The organism is Nannocystis sp. RBIL2 (genome assembly GCF_026626745.1).
In the GTDB taxonomy this organism is placed as follows: domain Bacteria; phylum Myxococcota_A; class Polyangia; order Nannocystales; family Nannocystaceae; genus Nannocystis.
This window is the reverse complement of the sequence record NZ_JAPNJW010000002.1, coordinates 2660835-2676047: the sequence shown is the minus strand read 5'-3', so window position 1 is coordinate 2676047 and position 15213 is coordinate 2660835. Positions and strand designations below refer to the sequence as shown.

Annotated in this window: 10 protein-coding genes; 6 read left to right on the top strand and 4 right to left on the bottom strand. The window is 71.0% G+C overall.

What is annotated here, in order from left to right; all coding sequences use genetic code 11:
* Positions 1-17: 17 nt before the first annotated feature.
* Positions 18-2231: an ethanolamine ammonia-lyase subunit EutB gene (gene eutB / locus OV090_RS35775; protein ID WP_267709195.1), complete on the bottom strand. Its 2214-nt coding sequence runs from the start codon at positions 2229-2231 to the stop codon at positions 18-20.
* A 416-nt stretch (positions 2232-2647) separates the two neighbouring features.
* On the opposite strand from eutB, the gene OV090_RS35770 reads away from it, so the two are divergent.
* Together OV090_RS35770 and OV090_RS35765 are read left to right on the top strand one after the other, a co-directional pair.
* Positions 2648-3379 carry a hypothetical protein gene (locus OV090_RS35770; protein ID WP_267709194.1) on the top strand — a complete coding sequence of 244 codons (732 nt, stop codon included), beginning with the start codon at positions 2648-2650 and terminating at the stop codon, positions 3377-3379.
* 29 nt (positions 3380-3408) lie between these two features.
* Complete coding sequence (locus OV090_RS35765; RefSeq protein ID WP_267709193.1) at positions 3409-4212, top strand: crotonase/enoyl-CoA hydratase family protein; 804 nt, start codon at positions 3409-3411, stop codon at positions 4210-4212.
* Between the two features lie 266 nt (positions 4213-4478).
* Here OV090_RS35765 and OV090_RS35760 read toward each other — a convergent pair whose 3' ends face one another.
* Positions 4479-5147 carry an SAM-dependent methyltransferase gene (locus OV090_RS35760; RefSeq protein ID WP_267709192.1) on the bottom strand — a complete coding sequence of 223 codons (669 nt, stop codon included), beginning with the start codon at positions 5145-5147 and terminating at the stop codon, positions 4479-4481.
* 528 nt (positions 5148-5675) lie between these two features.
* Here OV090_RS35760 and OV090_RS35755 point away from each other — a divergent pair.
* Both OV090_RS35755 and OV090_RS35750 read left to right on the top strand, forming a co-directional pair.
* Positions 5676-7121 carry an aminotransferase class I/II-fold pyridoxal phosphate-dependent enzyme gene (locus tag OV090_RS35755; RefSeq protein ID WP_267709191.1) on the top strand — a complete coding sequence of 482 codons (1446 nt, stop codon included), beginning with the start codon at positions 5676-5678 and terminating at the stop codon, positions 7119-7121.
* 305 nt (positions 7122-7426) lie between these two features.
* Positions 7427-8452 carry an adenosine deaminase gene (locus OV090_RS35750; RefSeq protein ID WP_267709190.1) on the top strand — a complete coding sequence of 342 codons (1026 nt, stop codon included), beginning with the start codon at positions 7427-7429 and terminating at the stop codon, positions 8450-8452.
* Between the two features lie 63 nt (positions 8453-8515).
* Here OV090_RS35750 and OV090_RS35745 read toward each other — a convergent pair whose 3' ends face one another.
* Together OV090_RS35745 and OV090_RS35740 are read right to left on the bottom strand one after the other, a co-directional pair.
* Positions 8516-10528 carry a VWA domain-containing protein gene (locus OV090_RS35745; protein ID WP_267709189.1) on the bottom strand — a complete coding sequence of 671 codons (2013 nt, stop codon included), beginning with the start codon at positions 10526-10528 and terminating at the stop codon, positions 8516-8518.
* Between the two features lie 164 nt (positions 10529-10692).
* Positions 10693-11985 (bottom strand): VCBS repeat-containing protein, encoded by a 1293-nt coding sequence (locus OV090_RS35740; protein ID WP_267709188.1) that lies wholly within the window; start codon positions 11983-11985, stop codon positions 10693-10695.
* A gap of 207 nt (positions 11986-12192) precedes the next feature.
* On the opposite strand from OV090_RS35740, the gene OV090_RS35735 reads away from it, so the two are divergent.
* Positions 12193-14916, top strand: coding sequence for a CHAT domain-containing protein (locus tag OV090_RS35735; protein WP_267709187.1), 2724 nt, complete (start codon positions 12193-12195; stop codon positions 14914-14916).
* Positions 14882-15205, top strand: coding sequence for a transposase (locus OV090_RS35730; RefSeq protein WP_267701425.1), 324 nt, complete (start codon positions 14882-14884; stop codon positions 15203-15205). Before OV090_RS35735 ends, OV090_RS35730 begins: the two co-directional genes overlap by 35 nt.
* Positions 15206-15213 lie beyond the last annotated feature (8 nt).

Below are 15213 nucleotides of genomic sequence, written 5' to 3'. Positions count from 1 at the left end.
TCCCGAGCGCCATGGGCTCAAGGACATGTTTTTGGGGACATGTCCTGAAGCATGGCGACGGCCTCGCGCGCGGCTCGCTCGGGCGGGTAGGCGGTGTCGGCGACGCCGGAGATCACGCGGGTGATGTGGTGGTCGATGGCCCGCGGGACGGCCCAGGCGGCGCCGTCGGCCGCGGTGAGGTAGACCGAGAAGGCGTGGTGCAAGGTGCCGGGGCGCTCGCCGATGACGTGGATCAGGCGGCCCGGGCCGGGCAGGTCGGCGAACAGGGCGGCGCCGACCGCATAGCCGGCGCGGACGCGGCCGCCCGCGAGCACGAACACGTCGGGCGCGAGGGCGAGGCCGGCGGCGCGCAGGTCGGGGACGAGGACGTCGAGGAAGGGGAACAGGTGGTGGTCGTCCATCACCGCGTGGGCGTTGAGGCCGTCGGACACGACCAGGACGACATCGAAGCGGCCGGCGTAGCTGTCCCTCAGGCCATGGAGCTCGGCGAGCGCGGCGGGGCTCAGCGCCTCGCCGGTGGGCGGGTGCAGGATGTACTCGTCGCGGTCGCCGGCGCGGGTGCGGAGGCGGCGGGCGCCGGGGATCTTGGCCACGAACTCGGGCCGCCACTCGGCGCGCAGGCTCTCCTTGGCGTCGGCGCACTGCGAGCGGACCTCGGCGTCGAGGGCGGGCGGGAGGTCCCACGGACGATCGCCGTGGCCCTCGCCGATCGCCACGCCGCGGGCGCGCACGGCCGCCAGCGCGGCCCGGCCCTCGCCGGCGACGAGGTCGAGCGGGCGCGCGTCGCCGCGGGCGCGGCACCACTGCACGTAGACCCACACCGGATCGCCGAAGCGCGCGGTCGGCCGCCCGCGCTCGTCGACCACGCCGAGGCGCTCGCGGAAGAACGCCCACATGCGATCGTCGACGCGGGTGCCGAACCGCTCGCGCAGGCGCACGTGGTCCTGGAAGGCGGTGGTGAGGTAGCCGAGCATCGGGTCGTTCTTGGTCGGCAGGGCCATGAGGTAGCCCGGGCAGGCCGGAGCGATCCGATCGAGGCACCAGTCGAGGTCGTCGAGGCCGATGTCCATGTGCAGGGTGGCGCACACGTCGAGGCCGATCATCAGGCCGTGCAGCTTGGCCATGGCGATGTCCTCGAGGCAGCAGCGCACCAGCTGCTCGCGGGTGCGGAACACCTCGGGGCCGATGAAGCCGGCGACGTCGTTGACGTGGACCCACGGCGCCGGGTCGAGGCCGAGGCGGCGGCGAGCGTCGGCGATGTCGGCCTTGAGCAGGCGCGCGAGGCCGTACTTGCGCGCCTCGTGCACGACCATGTCGACGCCGCGGCCGTGGCCGTTGGTGAAGTCGGCGCCCTGACCTGTCTCGAAGTACAGGCCCCAGCGACCGGTGCGGCCGCGGGCGTGGCGGCGCAGCCCGGCGAGGTCGAGGCCGAAGGTGGCGTTGGCGGCGTCGGAGCCGGCGATGCTCTGGAACCAGATCCCGGTGGTGCCGGGCGCGAGCCGCTCGACCTCGGCCTGGACGTCGATGTGGGCGAGGACGCAGTGCGGGAGGGTGTCCTGCAGGCCGAAGCCGACGAGGATGTCCCAGAGGGCAGCCTCGACGGCGGCCACGGAGCGCGGGTCGGAGGACACGGGGTTGGTGCCGAGGACGACGTCGCCCACGGCGTACGACCAGCCGGCCAGGACCTGCCAGCGGATGTCGTCGGGGTGATCGGTCGGGCTGTTGGGCTGGATCCGCGCGCCCAGGTAGCCGCGCGCGCCGAGCCGGCTGCCGGGCAGCGGGTGGAACAGCCGCGAACCGAGGGCCACGAGCTCGGCGTCGCTCATGATCTTGACCAGGCAGGCGACGACGTCGCTGGCGAGGCCCGGGAGGAGCTGGGACACCTCGGCCTCGTCGGCGGTCAGGACGAAATTTTTGAGATGTCCCAAAGACCAGGTGGCGACGTGGGCCGCGGCGCGCGGGTCGAGGGCGGCCTGGAGGGCGTCATACAGGGCGTCGCGGAACAGCGGGGCGGCGGCGAGGCGACCGACCGAAGTGTGGGCGAGGAGCCGGCGCGCGGCTGTCCGCGAGGCCAGGTCGGCGGCGGCGAGGCCGAGCGCGGCGTCACCCTCCTTGAACTCGTTGGCGGCCCCGATCAGGGCGCCGCGCCGCGCCGCGTCGCCGCCGGTGCGCGCGAGGTAGGCGAACAGGTCGTCGTCGGGCTGGGCGTCGTGGACTCGGACGGCCGGCATGATTCATCGAAGACGATACCTCGCGGGGCCGCCGGGGCGAACCGGGCCGGGTTCGTCGGGGAAAGCGCCGGCGAGGGCAGGGAGGGGCGGTTTTGCGCGGGGGGCGCGGGGCTCTCGCCGGTGCGCCGGCGGGCCCGGCTGCCTGGCCGCGGGCGAGGCGCGGGATGCCGGCGATCGGGAGACGAGTGTCCGAAGGGACAGGTTTGCGGACTGCGGAGCGAGGGCGAAGCGGCCCGAGGGTTAGCGACATGTCCGAAGAGACAGCATCTTCGGCGCGAGACAGCGCGGGATTCGAGTGATATGTCCGAAAGGCCAGGCCGATGTCGCACGGCCTGATAGCCGCGACGCTCGGTCACGCGTCTCATTGTGCATAGCGAGCGCTCTACTCGCTGATACTCTCGTCAAAGGAGCCGCCAGTGCCTGCCCCGCCGATGATCATGCCCTCCGCGGCCAGCACCGCCGCCTTCGTCGTCATCGTCGCTGCCGTCGTCGGCATGCTGATCCTCGCCACCGCGCGGGCGGGGCAGCGAATGGGCGAGCCCGCGGCGCAGGTGCGGCGCTGGACGATCGGGACCGCCGCGGGCGCGCTCGGGTGGCTGGCGATCACCGGGCTCGTGTCGTGGTCCGGGGTGCTCGCGGCCGACACCCTGCCGCCGCGGGCGCTGTTCTTCTTCACCGGGTCGCTGGCGGTCGCGTTGGTGTTCGCGGCGACGCGGCCCGGGGGCCGTCTCGCGGCCGGCGTGCCGATCGCCGCGCTGGTCGGCTTTCACGCGTTTCGCCTGCCGCTCGAGCTGGTGCTGCACAGCTGGTATCGCCAGGGGACCCTGCCGATCCAGATGACCTACGAGGCCTGCAACCTCGACATCCTCACCGGCATCGCCGCGGTGATCGCCGGGCTGTGGCTGTGGCGGCGCGGGCCGTCGCGGCCGCTCGTGTGGGCCTTCAACCTGCTCGGTACCGCCTTGCTCGTCAATGTCGCCACCATCGCGGTGCTGTCGTCGCCGGTGCCGTTCCGCTACTTCACGAAGGAGCCGGCGGTGCTGCTCGCGTTCCACTTCCCTCACGGGTGGATCGTCCCGTTCTGCGTCGGGCCCGCCCTCGCGGGCCACGTGATCGTGTTCCGCTGGCTCGCGCGCCCGTCCGCGTGAGGCCGCGCGGATCGGTTACACTCGCGCCCATGAGCGAGAGCCCGCCGCGCGTGATCGTCTCCGTCGACGCCGGAGTCGCCGAAGTCCGCCTCAACCGCCCCGACAAGCGCAACGGCCTCGACCTGCCGATGTTCGAGGCGCTGGTCGCCGCCGGTCGCCAGGTCGCCGCCGACCCGAGAGTGCGCGTGGTGGTGTTGCACGGCGAGGGCAAGGCGTTCTGCGCCGGCCTCGACTGGGGCGCTTTTCTGGCGGCGCCGGAGATCGGGCAGAAGCTGCTCGCCCGCGACGCCGGCTCGCCCGCCAACCTGGCTCAGCTGGCGTGTTGGATCTGGTCCGAAGTGCCCGTCCCGGTGATCGCCGCGATCCACGGGGCCGCGGTCGGCGGGGGTCTTCAGCTCGCGCTCGCCTGCGACCTGCGGATCGCCGCGCCCGACGCCCAGCTCGCGGTGATGGAGCTGCGCTACGGCCTCATCCCCGACATGAGCGTGTCGAAGACGCTGCTGCGGCTGGTCCGGCCCGACATCGCCCGCGAGCTGATCTACACCGCCCGCACGGTGACCGGCGAGGAGGCGGCGCGCCTCGGCCTCGTCACCCGCGTCGAGGCGGATCCGCTGGGTGTCGCCCGCGAGCTGGCGCGCACGATCGTGGGGCAGTCGCCGCAGGCGATCCGCGCGGCCAAGGCGCTGTGCAACGAGGCGCCCGAGCTCGACACTGCGGCGGCGTTCCGCCGCGAGACAGACCTGCAACTGCCCCTGCTCGGCAGCGAGAACCAGCTGGAAGCGGTCCAGGCCGTGCTCGGCCGGCGCACGCCGGTGTTCCGCGATCCCGAGTGAGGCGGCGGCTGGCCGCGAGGACAGGTTGCCTCGGTGGGTGCTCGGGTGCCGGGGGCTGTCCTCAGGGACATGTGGTCGCGGCTTCCGTCATCGCGTCGACGCTAGAGGGCCCGCGCGGCGCCCGGTTGGCGCTGGTCTTGGAGGCAGCGATGCTGTCCTCGGGGACATGTCTCCACGGCATCTCCTCGCGGTGCCTCGGTGGTAGATTGACATGTCTAAAGGACACGTCTGTTAGAGCATGTCCTTTGGGACATGTCGACTCGATCTCACTTTGCGGGGGGCTCGGGCTCGAGCTCGAAGGTGCGGGCGGCTTCGGCTCGCTTGCGGTTGCGCTCGATGCCGACGGCGTCGAAGCCCCGGGCGTTGGCGACTGCGAGGATCGTGCCGAGGCCGCAGAAGGGGACGACGATCCGGGTGGTGGCGGGCGACAGGCGGCGCACGGCGGTGACGGCCGCCTCGGCGGCGCGCGTGCCGATGCTGTGGCTCCACGGCATGGCGCCGAGGTCGGGCAGGACGTCGGGCGTCGGGTGATCGGCGTCGTCGCGCGCGCGGCGAGAGAACGCGAGGATGTGCGAGTAGCCGGGGCGGCCGTGGATGAGGCTGCCGGGCGGGCGCCGGCACACGATCTTGTGGAAGAGGAGCGGGACGTCGAGCTCGTCGGCGACGCGCAGCACGAGGCCGGCCTTCGACACCCAGCGACCCTCGAGCTTGTTGTCCGTCTGAATGAAGATTGCGAGGCCGTCGGGGGGCGCGGCGAGCAGGACCGCCCGCGCCGCGCCGAGGAAGAACTCGCGCCAGCGCTCCAGGCTGACCCCGAGCTCGCTGACGTCCGGCATGGTGGCGATCACGGAGCTGTCTTCGAGGTCAGGTCGCTCTGCGAGCCAGGCGACTGCGTCGCCGTGCACGACTTCGCGCCGCGGGGGATGGTCGGACACCGGCGAAGGATAGAGGAAGATGGCGCGCGCGCCGGAGGGCCGTGGTAGGGGATCTCACAGAGAGCATGCCCGGCGCGGTGCCCCTCGCTGGGTGCTGGCGGGTGAGTCCGGGCTGAAGCGGGCGGAGCAGGCCGCTCCGGCGACGGCGGGAGCGGCGGCGCCGAGGCGGGTGCAGCGTCGTACGTGTTGGGCTCGTCATGGGCTCGTGCACGAGGGCGAGGCGCTGCTCGACCGCGGGCGGAGGCGGTGATGCGGGCGCCGCTCGCCGTGTTCGAGTGAGCGGGCGCCGGCGATGAAGATGTCTCTTGGGTTATGTCCCGAGAGGCATGTGATTGAGGCCCGAGCGGACAGACCTCGCCATCGCGGCGCGCGAGCAGTCTCGCCGCTTGCAGGGAGCGGGCCGGCGACTCGGTCGGCCGCGTGGCATCCGCGGAGCTCTGCGGCCGCTGGGCGGGTCCTCGCAGGCCGCGGCGTGTTTCGTGCGTCGCATGGCTGGTGTTTTCGCGGCGCTTGGCGTACGCCCGAGGCGTGTCCGCGACGCCTCCGCCCGACTCTCCCACGCCCGAGCTCGAACCCGACGCGGCGGCGATGCGGGCGCTGGTGGCCGCGGCGATGGAGCGGATCGGCGCGCACATCGAGGCGCTGCCGGCGATGCCCGCCTGTGACGTCGAGGGCGGTGCGGCGCTGGCCCGGTCGCTGCGCGAGGCGCTGCCGGACCACGGGAGTCCTTTCGAGCATGTCCTCGAGGTCCTGTTCGATCGGGCAGTCCCGTGCAGCTTCAACACCGCGGGCCCGGGCTACCTGGCGTACGTCCCCGGCGGCGGGCTGTTCCTGGCGGCGGTGGCCGACCTGATCGCCGACGCGACCAATCGCTACGTCGGGGTGTGGCAGGCGGCGCCGGGGCTGGTGCAGCTCGAGACGAACGCGGTCCGCTGGCTGGCGGAGATCGTCGGGCTGCCGGCCGGGAGCGGCGGGTTTTTGACCACGGGCGGGTCGCTGGCGACGTTCTCGGCGGTGGTCACGGCCCGCAGCGAGCGCCTCGGCGAGCGCTTCGACGACGGCGTGATCTACACCTCGGCGCAGGCGCACCACTCGGTCCAGCGGGCGGCGCGGCTGGCCGGTTTCCGCCGTGATCAGGTGCGCGAGATCGGGGTGGACGAACACTTCCGCGTCGACGTGGCGGCGATGGCCGCGGCGATCGAGGGTGATCGGGCCCGCGGTTTGCGGCCGTGCCTCGTGGTCGGGCACGCGGGCACCACCAACACCGGGGCGGTCGACGACCTGGCGGCGCTGGCCGATCTGGCGGCGCGCGAGGGCCTGTGGCTGCACGTCGACGCCGCGTACGGCGGGTTCTTCTGCCTCACCGCGCGCGGGCGGGCGGCGCTGGCGGGGATCGAGCGCGCCGACTCGGTCACGCTCGATCCGCACAAGGGCATGTTCCTGCCCTATGGGACAGGTTGCCTCCTGGCCCGCGATCCGGCGGCGCTGCGGCGGGCTCACGGCTCGCCGGCCGAGTACCTGCCGCCGATGCAGGAGGACCCCGACTTCGTCGACTACTGCGAGCTGTCGCCCGAGCTGTCGCGCGACTTTCGCGGGCTGCGGGTGTGGTTGCCGCTCAAGCTGCTCGGGGCGCGGGTGTTCGCGCGGGCGCTCGACGAGAAGCTGGACCTGGCGGAGGTGTGCGCGGCGGCGCTGCGCGAGCTGCCGGGGGTCGAGCTGGTGGCCGCGCCGCAGCTGTCGCTGCTGGCGTTCCGCCACGTGCCTGCGGGCGCGGCCCCCGGCTCCGAGCTCGACGCGCACAACCGGCGGTGGTTGGCGGCGATCAACCGGCGAGGTCGGGTGTACTTGACCGGCACCGTGGTGCGCGGCGGCTTCGTCCTGCGCATCTGCGTGTTGTCGTTCCGCACCCACCGCGACCGCATCGACGCCGCGCTCGCGGACATCCGGGCGGGACTTGCGGAGGTCGGAGGATGAGGGCGGGCCCGGCGCGTTCGCGCGGACTCCGCAGGACTGCGCGATCCCCTGGGCGAGCGAACCACGCCGCCTCCCGGGGTATCGCCGGGTCGGCGGCGGAACGAGGTTCGACGGGGCGGACCAGGTTCCGTGCGCAGCACCTGGGGAGGCTCGAATTCAAGCTGCGGTGCGGGCAGGCGCGCGAGGAACTTGCGTCGCCACCGGCACCTGCTGTGACATCCCAGTACAGAGTTTGACTGCGCGTGCCCTGCGGGGCACCTGACTCCACAACGCCCCGGCAGGGGCTGAAAAGGTCCGAGCCCCCGATGACCCAGGCCGATCGTCTCGAGACATTCATCCGCGGCATCCCCAAGGCCGAGCTCCACGTGCACATCGAAGGCACCCTGGAGCCGGAATTGATGTTCTCGCTGGCCCGCCGGAACGGCATCGCCTTGCCCTGGATGGGGGTCGAGGAGCTACGCAAGGCGTACGACTTCCACAACCTCCAGAGCTTCCTCGACATCTATTACAAGGGCGCCGACGTGCTGCAGCACGTCCAGGACTTCTACGACCTGACCTGGGCGTACTTCGAGCGGGCGGCGCGCGACAACGTGCGCCACGTCGAGCTGTTCTTCGACCCGCAGACGCACACGCGCCGCGACGTGCCGTTCGAGACGGTGATGACGGGGATCCACGGGGCTCAGGTGGACGCCGAGAAGCGGCTCGGGATCACGTCGAAGCTGATCCTCTGCTTCTTGCGACACCTGTCCGAAGAGTCAGCCATCGAGGCGCTCCACCAGGCGGTGCCGTTCCGCCCGTGGATCGGCGGCGTCGGGCTCGACTCGTCGGAGTCGGGCAACCCGCCCAGCAAGTTCAGGGAGGTGTTCGCCGAGGCCCGCGAGGCGCAGTTCCCGGTGGTCGCCCACGCCGGCGAGGAGGGCCCGCCGGACTACATCCGCGAGGCGCTCGACGTGCTCGGGGCCCAGCGCATCGACCACGGCGTGCGCTGCCTCGAGGACGACGCGCTGGTCGAGCGGCTGGCGCGCGAGCGGGTGCCGCTGACGGTGTGCCCGCTGTCGAACATCAAGCTGCGGGTGTTCCCGCACCTGGCCCAGCACAACCTCAAGCAGCTGATCGAGCGCGGCCTGGTGGTCACCATCAACTCCGACGACCCGGCCTACTTCGGCGGCTACATCGGCGACAACTACGCCGCGTGCGTGCGCGAGCTCGGCCTGACGCGCGACCAGGTGATCGCGCTGGCCAAGAACAGCTTCACCGCCAGCTTCCTCGGCGCCGAGGACAAGCAGCGGCACGTCGCCGCGGTCGACGCCTACGCGGCGGCCAACCCGTGAGCGCGACCTCGGGACATGCCCGGAAGGGCCTGTCCCGAGGTTTCTGTCCTGGAGGACCTGTCCTCAAGGCAGGGCGCTGCGGCTGTGGACGGTCTCGCGGGTCATCAGCTTGCGGGCCTTGTCGATCAGCTCGACGAACTCGCGGCGGTGACCCTCGGGGTCGGGCAGCTCGGCCGACTGGGCCCACCAGCGGGCGGCGGCGAGGTCGAACTTCTCGAGGCTGGGCGAGCCGCGCAGCTTGAGGCCGAAGGCGGCGGCGGCGGCGGCGAGGCGCATCTGCGGCGAGGCCTCGTCCCAGTCCGCGCCGGCCTCTCGGACGGGGGCCTCGAACTTGGTGCTCTTGTCGCCCTCGGGCTGCTTGTAGCGGACCTTGACCGTCAGCAGCTCGGCGTCGGCGGGGCCGGCGGGCCGCTGGTACTTGAGGTTGTCGACCGCGGCCCCGGGCACGGGCCGACCGGCGGGCACGACCTCGTAGAGCGCGGTGACGCTGTCACCCGCGCCGAGCTCGCCGGCGTCCTTCTTGTCGTCGTTGAACTGCTCGGCGGTCAGGGTGCGGTTCTCGTAGCCGAGCAGGCGATAGCCGGCGACCCGGTTGGGGTTCCACTCGACCTGCAGCTTGACGTCCTTGGCGACGGTGACGAGCGTGCCGCTGGCCTCGGCCACCAGCACCTTGCGCGCCTCCTTCTCGGAGTCGAGGTAGGCGTAGTTGCCGTTGCCGTGGTCGGCGATCTGCTCCATCGTCTGATCGTTGTAGTTGCCGCGGCCGACGCCGAGCACCGTCAAGAACACGCCCGTCTGCCGCTCCTTCTCGATCAGCTTGATCAGGTCGTCGTGGTCGGTGAGGCCGACGTTGAAGTCGCCGTCGGTGGCCAGCAAGATCCGGTTGATGCCGCCCTTGACGAAGTGCTTGTGGGCCTCGGCGTAGGCGAGGACGATGCCGGCGCCGCCATTGGTCCCGCCGCCGGCGCCGAGGCGATCGATGGCGCGAAGGATCGTCTGCTTGTCGCTGCCGGGCGTGGTCGGCAGGGCGACGCGGGTGTCGCCGGCGTAGGTGACGAGGGAGATCCGGTCCTCCGGGCGCAGCTGCTCGGCGAGCAGCGACAGGCCCTTCTTCACCAGGCCGAGCTTGTCGTCGTCGCTCATCGAGCCCGAGGTGTCGACCAGGAACACGAGGTTGCGCGCCGGCACGTGGTCGGTGTCGATCCGCTTGGCCTGCAGGTGCACGCGCACCAGCTGGTGGCCCTTCTTCCACGGGCACGGCGCCACCTCGGCGCCGACGCCCAGCGGGTGGTCGCCCTCGGGCGCGGGGTAGGCGTAGTCGAAGTAGTTGATCATCTCCTCGACGCGCACCGCGTCCGCGGGCGGCAGCCAGTTGTCGCTGAGGAACCGGCGGACGTTGCTGTAGCTGGCGGTGTCGACGTCGATCGAGAAGGTCGACAGCGGCGCGGCGTGGGTCAGCGTCCACGCGGCCTCCTTCACCTTGGCGTAGCGGTCGCCGCCCGGGCCGCCGGCGCTGTCGTGGCCGAGGCCGCCCCACACGTCGGCGTCGTCGTTGCCGATGGCATAGGCGGCGCCGTAAGAGTTGCCGATCGTGCCCTCGCCGGTGCCGCCGCCGCCGCGGCCGGTGCCGACGAGGCCGAGGCCGCCGACGCCGTAGGCCTCGCCGATCTCGGTGCCCGTGAGGCCGGCGAAGCCGCTGGCCATCTGCGGGATGGCGTCCTTCGGGCCCTTCATCGCGTAGAGGCCCGACTTGCTCTTCGAGGTGGGCCTGCCCATCTTGCCCTCCTCGCCCTTGTGCCGCTGGCCGGCGCCGGCGGCCTCGTCTTCGCTGTTCTCGAAGTCCTCGGGCGGGGCCTCCTCTTCGATCGCGTCGGGCTTGGCGATCGCGCGGAGGAACCGGTTGGACGAGTAGCCGCCCTCGCTCACGATCTCGTCGATGGTCGGATCGGGCGTACAGGCGGGGAGTAAGGCGCCGAGGAGGGTCACCGCGGCGGGCAGCAGGCGCGCGAGGCGGGCGCGCTGCGGAGGAACGAAGTAGTGCGGGACGACGGGACGGACGGGCGAGGTGCGATGCATGACGGCTCTCCGAAATCGACAGGGGCCGAGACACGGGTGGCCCGTCGCGGTTCCTCGCGGCAAAAAAACTTCGCGTGGACGTGCCCCGGGACGGGTCTCGGCGACGACCTGCGAAGAGCCCGGGAACCTGCCCCGGAGGCGGTTGTCGGCCCGCGGGCGGCCGATCAAGGGTCGGCGAGGAGCACGGTCGCGCCGGCGCCGAAGGCGTCCGCGGTGACGATGTCGAGCGCGCCGTCGCCGTCGAGATCGGCGGCGGCGAGGTCCATCGGTCCGGCGCCGATCTCGAAGCGCGCGATCGAGACGACATCGTGGACGCCGAGGCCGGCGATGACGACGAGCTCGCCCTGGGTGTGGTCGACTGCGACGAGCTCGGGCGGGCCGTCGCCGTCGAGGTCGGCGCCGATCACCGCGTAGAGGCCCTCGCCGAGGACGATGGGGATGTATTCGCCGAACTCACCGCCGCCCTGGCCGGGCAAGATCGACAGGTGGTTGGCGGTGAAGCTGGCGGTGGCGAGGTCGAGCAGGCCGTCGAGGTTGAGGTCGGCGGCGACGAGCCGGCGCGGCTCGGGGTTGACGAACCGCTGACCGGCGTCGACGAAGGTACCTGGCCCATCGGACAGGAGGACCGTGACGCGGGCCTGGTTCTGGTCGGCGCTGACGAGATCGAGGCGGCCGTCGGCGTCGACGTCGGCGATGATGACATCGTAGGGTTCGTCGCCCACGGGGTAGACGACTGGGTCGGCGAACTCGCCGCCGCCGGCGCCGAGGAGCACGAGCACGGCGTCGCCGGACTCGTCGGCGACTGCGAGGTCGAGGAGGCCGTCGTCGTCGAGGTCGGCCGCTGCGAGGGCCCGCGGCTCGGTGCCGGCCTTGACCGGCTGCGGCGGGTCGTAGACGAGGCCGGGGCCGACGTGGCGGTAGACGCCGACGAGGCCGACGCCGGGGTCGGCGAACACGAGGTCGAGGCGGCCGTCGCCGTCGACGTCGGCGGCGAGCGCGTCGCGTGGGCGCAGGAAGGTGGGGAGGACGGGGCCGGCGACGAACTGGCCGCTGCCGTCGCCTGTCTGAAGGGTCAGCTCACCGGTCTCGAAGTCGGCGAACAGGAGGTCGTGGTCGCCGTCGAGGTCGAGGTCGGCGATGGCGACGGCGACCGGGCGCGGGCCAGTCGAGAGGTGGACGCCGGGCGCGAAGCAGAACTCGCCGGGCTGGCGCAGGCCGTCGCCGCACACTGGGGCGGGGCCGGTGGTGCCGGTGGTGCTTTCATCGGTGGTCGAGGTCGAGGTGGTCGTGGGGAGAGCGGTCGTCGCGGTGGTGGCTTCGGAGCTGGTCTCGGAGACATGTCCCGAAGTGCTAATGACAGTGGTGCTGGCGGTCCCGCCGTCCGAAACGCCGTCGGTGCTGCCGGGGGCGGTCGGCGTGCAACCGGCGAGGAGGACGAGGAGGTGGCGCGGCTTCACTGGGGCAGGATACGCCGGTCGCGGTCGGCCGGAGGTCCGTCCTCCGTGGGACGCGTCGAGGATTCTCCCCCGAACGATCGAAGGTCGCCAAAATCATTCCGCCTGGGGGGACAAAAAAAATCTGCGAGCCGTCGTAACGTTTCGGGCCGAGCTCGGATGAACCGTGCAACGACGATGCGCATCCCCCTCCCGAACCCTTCAGCTCACATGACCGAAACCTTCCACACCACGATCGTCGATCTGTACCTAGGCGAAGATGGCGCCCTCGACCTCTGCTGGACGAAGGGGCTCGGGCACGCGCGGCGCTGCGTGCCTCAGTCGCAGGTGCGAAGGCTCCTTACTCGCATGCAGGACGTCCGCGACGCCGAGCAGGCCCACGATCTCGCGCGTGTTCAGGCGGCCCGACTGGTGGCCAGTAGCGAGCTCTACGATCTGCTTGATGGACCGGAGCGAGCGTTGGCGCAACGCATTGCCAGAGCGGAAAAAATGGGGGTGCCGCTACTTGTCGCGGTGCGGGCTCTTGCCCAGCAGCACGATGCTTTGCGTGAGCACCCGGCGACGCGGATGTGGTGGCAGCTCCTGTCCTTCGCGGACGCGGAGAAGCACGGTCGCCATCGTTTTGCCGCTGTGTTGCAGCTTGGGCCCAGGAAATCGGTCGCGCCCACTCCTTTGCCTCTCTCCGGCCTGCGGATCCTCTGCATGGCCTTTTCACCGCAGGACGTGGAACCCGTGCTCGACTTCGAGGGCGAGGAGGAGCGGTTTCTCGAGGTTCTCGCGCCTTTCGTCCAAGTCGGCCGGGCTTTCGTGCGCGTCGTAGAAGGCGGCACGCTTGAAGACCTCACGAAGGCACTGCTCCTCGACTCCTATGACATCGTGCACCTGTCCGGTCATGGACTGATGACCTCGCAGGGCCCACGGCTAGTGATGGAAGACGACACCGGCATGCGCCGGCGTAACCCGGACGGCACGCCGGCCGATGTCTCGCCGAGAGCACTCATCGAAGTGTTTCGACGCGCCAGATCGATGCCGGCGATCGTCATGCTGTCGAACTGCCACAGCGCCGAGACGCGCTACGCCATGCCGAGTTTCGCGACCGAGATGGTCGCTGCAGGCGTACCAGCTGTGCTCGGATGGACGAGGCCGGTGCGCGACGACCACGCGACGGAGGTGGCCAGCGATATTTATCAGCAGGTGGCCGCTGGCAAGCCGCTGCCGATGGCCGTCGAGCTCGCTCGGGAGTTGCTGCGCAGACGAGAGACTGGGAGCTCCCAGCCGAGTCACACTTGGACGACGCTCGCGCTCGTCACCACCGGAGCTACCGGTGTCCGGCTAGACAGCCAAGCGCCACCACTGCCCGCGGTCATCGACACCGCGGTCACCTATCAGTTCCTCGAGCACAGCCGGATGAGGGTGTTGCGTCGCGGCTTCGTCGGCCGGCGGCGGCCGCTGCAGCGCCTCGTCCGGATGCTCGGCGACGGCATGTTTGCGGAGCGTGACGGCGCGATGCCGCGTGCCGTCGCTGGCCTCGTGGTGTGGGGGATGAAAGGCGTGGGCAAGTCGTGTCTGGTCGCGCGTGCCATCGAGCGGGTGCGCCAGCACGACCCCGAACTGGGCCTGATCGTCCTACAAGGTGCACTCGATGACATGGCTGTGGCCCACGCTTTTCAGCGGCTGGCGCTCGATCATTGGGGCGATGCCAAGGCCGAGCGGCTCCTGGCATCCGGAAAGGAGCCGGTCTTGCTGCGCATCCGCCGGGTGCTCGCTCACTGGCGCAACCGCAGGGTCGCGCTCATCCTCGACGACTTCGAACAGAACCTCGAGCTCCGAAGGGATGGGACGTCATGCTTGCGCCCCTACGCGGCCGAGCTGCTTGGTACGCTCTTGCCGGCGTGCCAGCTCGGCCGGCCCAAATTGTTGATCACGTCGACGGCGATTTTTCCGGTCCCCGGAACGGATGCGGACGCTCTGGGCGAAGTCCGCCTCGGCCCGCTCGAGCCCGCTGCGGTGCGGAAGTTGTGGATGCGAGGTCCTCCATCCGGTGACGCGCACATCCCGGTCTCCCTCGGCCAGTGGGAGAGCCTCGCGGCTCGTTTCGGTCGCAACGGCAAGAGCTTGAGCTGGGCTCGGGACTTGCTGATCTGCAAGACCTCCGAGGAGATCGTGACGATCGCGGGTCAGGCAGCCGCGACCGTGCCTGAGTGGGAGCCTGGGGACGAGACGCGGCAGACCAAGCAGGATGAGCTGGCCAGCCTGTTCCTCCGCCACATGGCCTACGAAGATGCGCGGGCGTCGGTGGGCCCCGATGTGCATCGCTTTCTGCGGCGCGCGCGCGTCTACGAGGTCTCGGTTCCCGTCGACGCTTTCTTCGATCTCATCGAAGGGCTGACGTTCGACCTTGACCGCGACTTCGTGAAGCTGGCGAATCTTGGCTTGCTGGAGGTCGGCGAGCTCGACGGGCAACGTGCCTATCGCGTCAGCCCGCTCGTCGAACCGAAGTTTGCAGCCGAGCGGCCGGCGCATTGGCACGGCATCGCATCGCGTTACTGGTGGCGAGCGGCCAACACGGGCGAGGTGTCGCCCTCCGCACGATTCGAGCGTTTGGGCTATTCTTGGCGCCACGCGCTCGCTGGGCGCGACGCGCAGCTCGCGGACCGAGCCGGTCAGGTCCTGCGCGTCGCGTTGCACGAGTCTGGGTTCTACGCAGAGAGTCTGCAGCGGGCGGAGGAGCACCTCGCCACGTTGCCGGAGTCCCCGTTCGGCGCCCTGTGGGCCGGCGAGGCGGAGAACTATGCCGTAGGGCCGACGCAACGAGCGCACGAGCTGCTGCAGATGTTTTGGCTCAGCTGGAATGGGACACGCCCCGGCCTGGTAGAAGGAGCCGGGGCAAGGACCGCCCATGAGCAAGAAGACACGTCGTCACCACACCCCTGACCAGAAAATCAACCTGCTGCGTCGACACCACCTCGAGAAGGTGCCGGTGTCGGAGGTCTGCGAGGGCGCCGAGCTGCAGCCGAGCGTCTTCTACGGCTGGCAGCGCCACCTGTTCGAGCACGGCGCGGCGGCCTTCGGGGAATCTCGCAAGCGCGTCGAGACCAGCCGGGAGCAGGAGCTGCTCGCGGAGAACGAGCGGCTAAGGGCCCGTCTGGCCCGCAAGGACGAGGTGATCGCCGAGGTGACCGAGGAGCTGGTCCGGACAAAAAAATCTGTTGGGGAGCCCTGACGGACCGC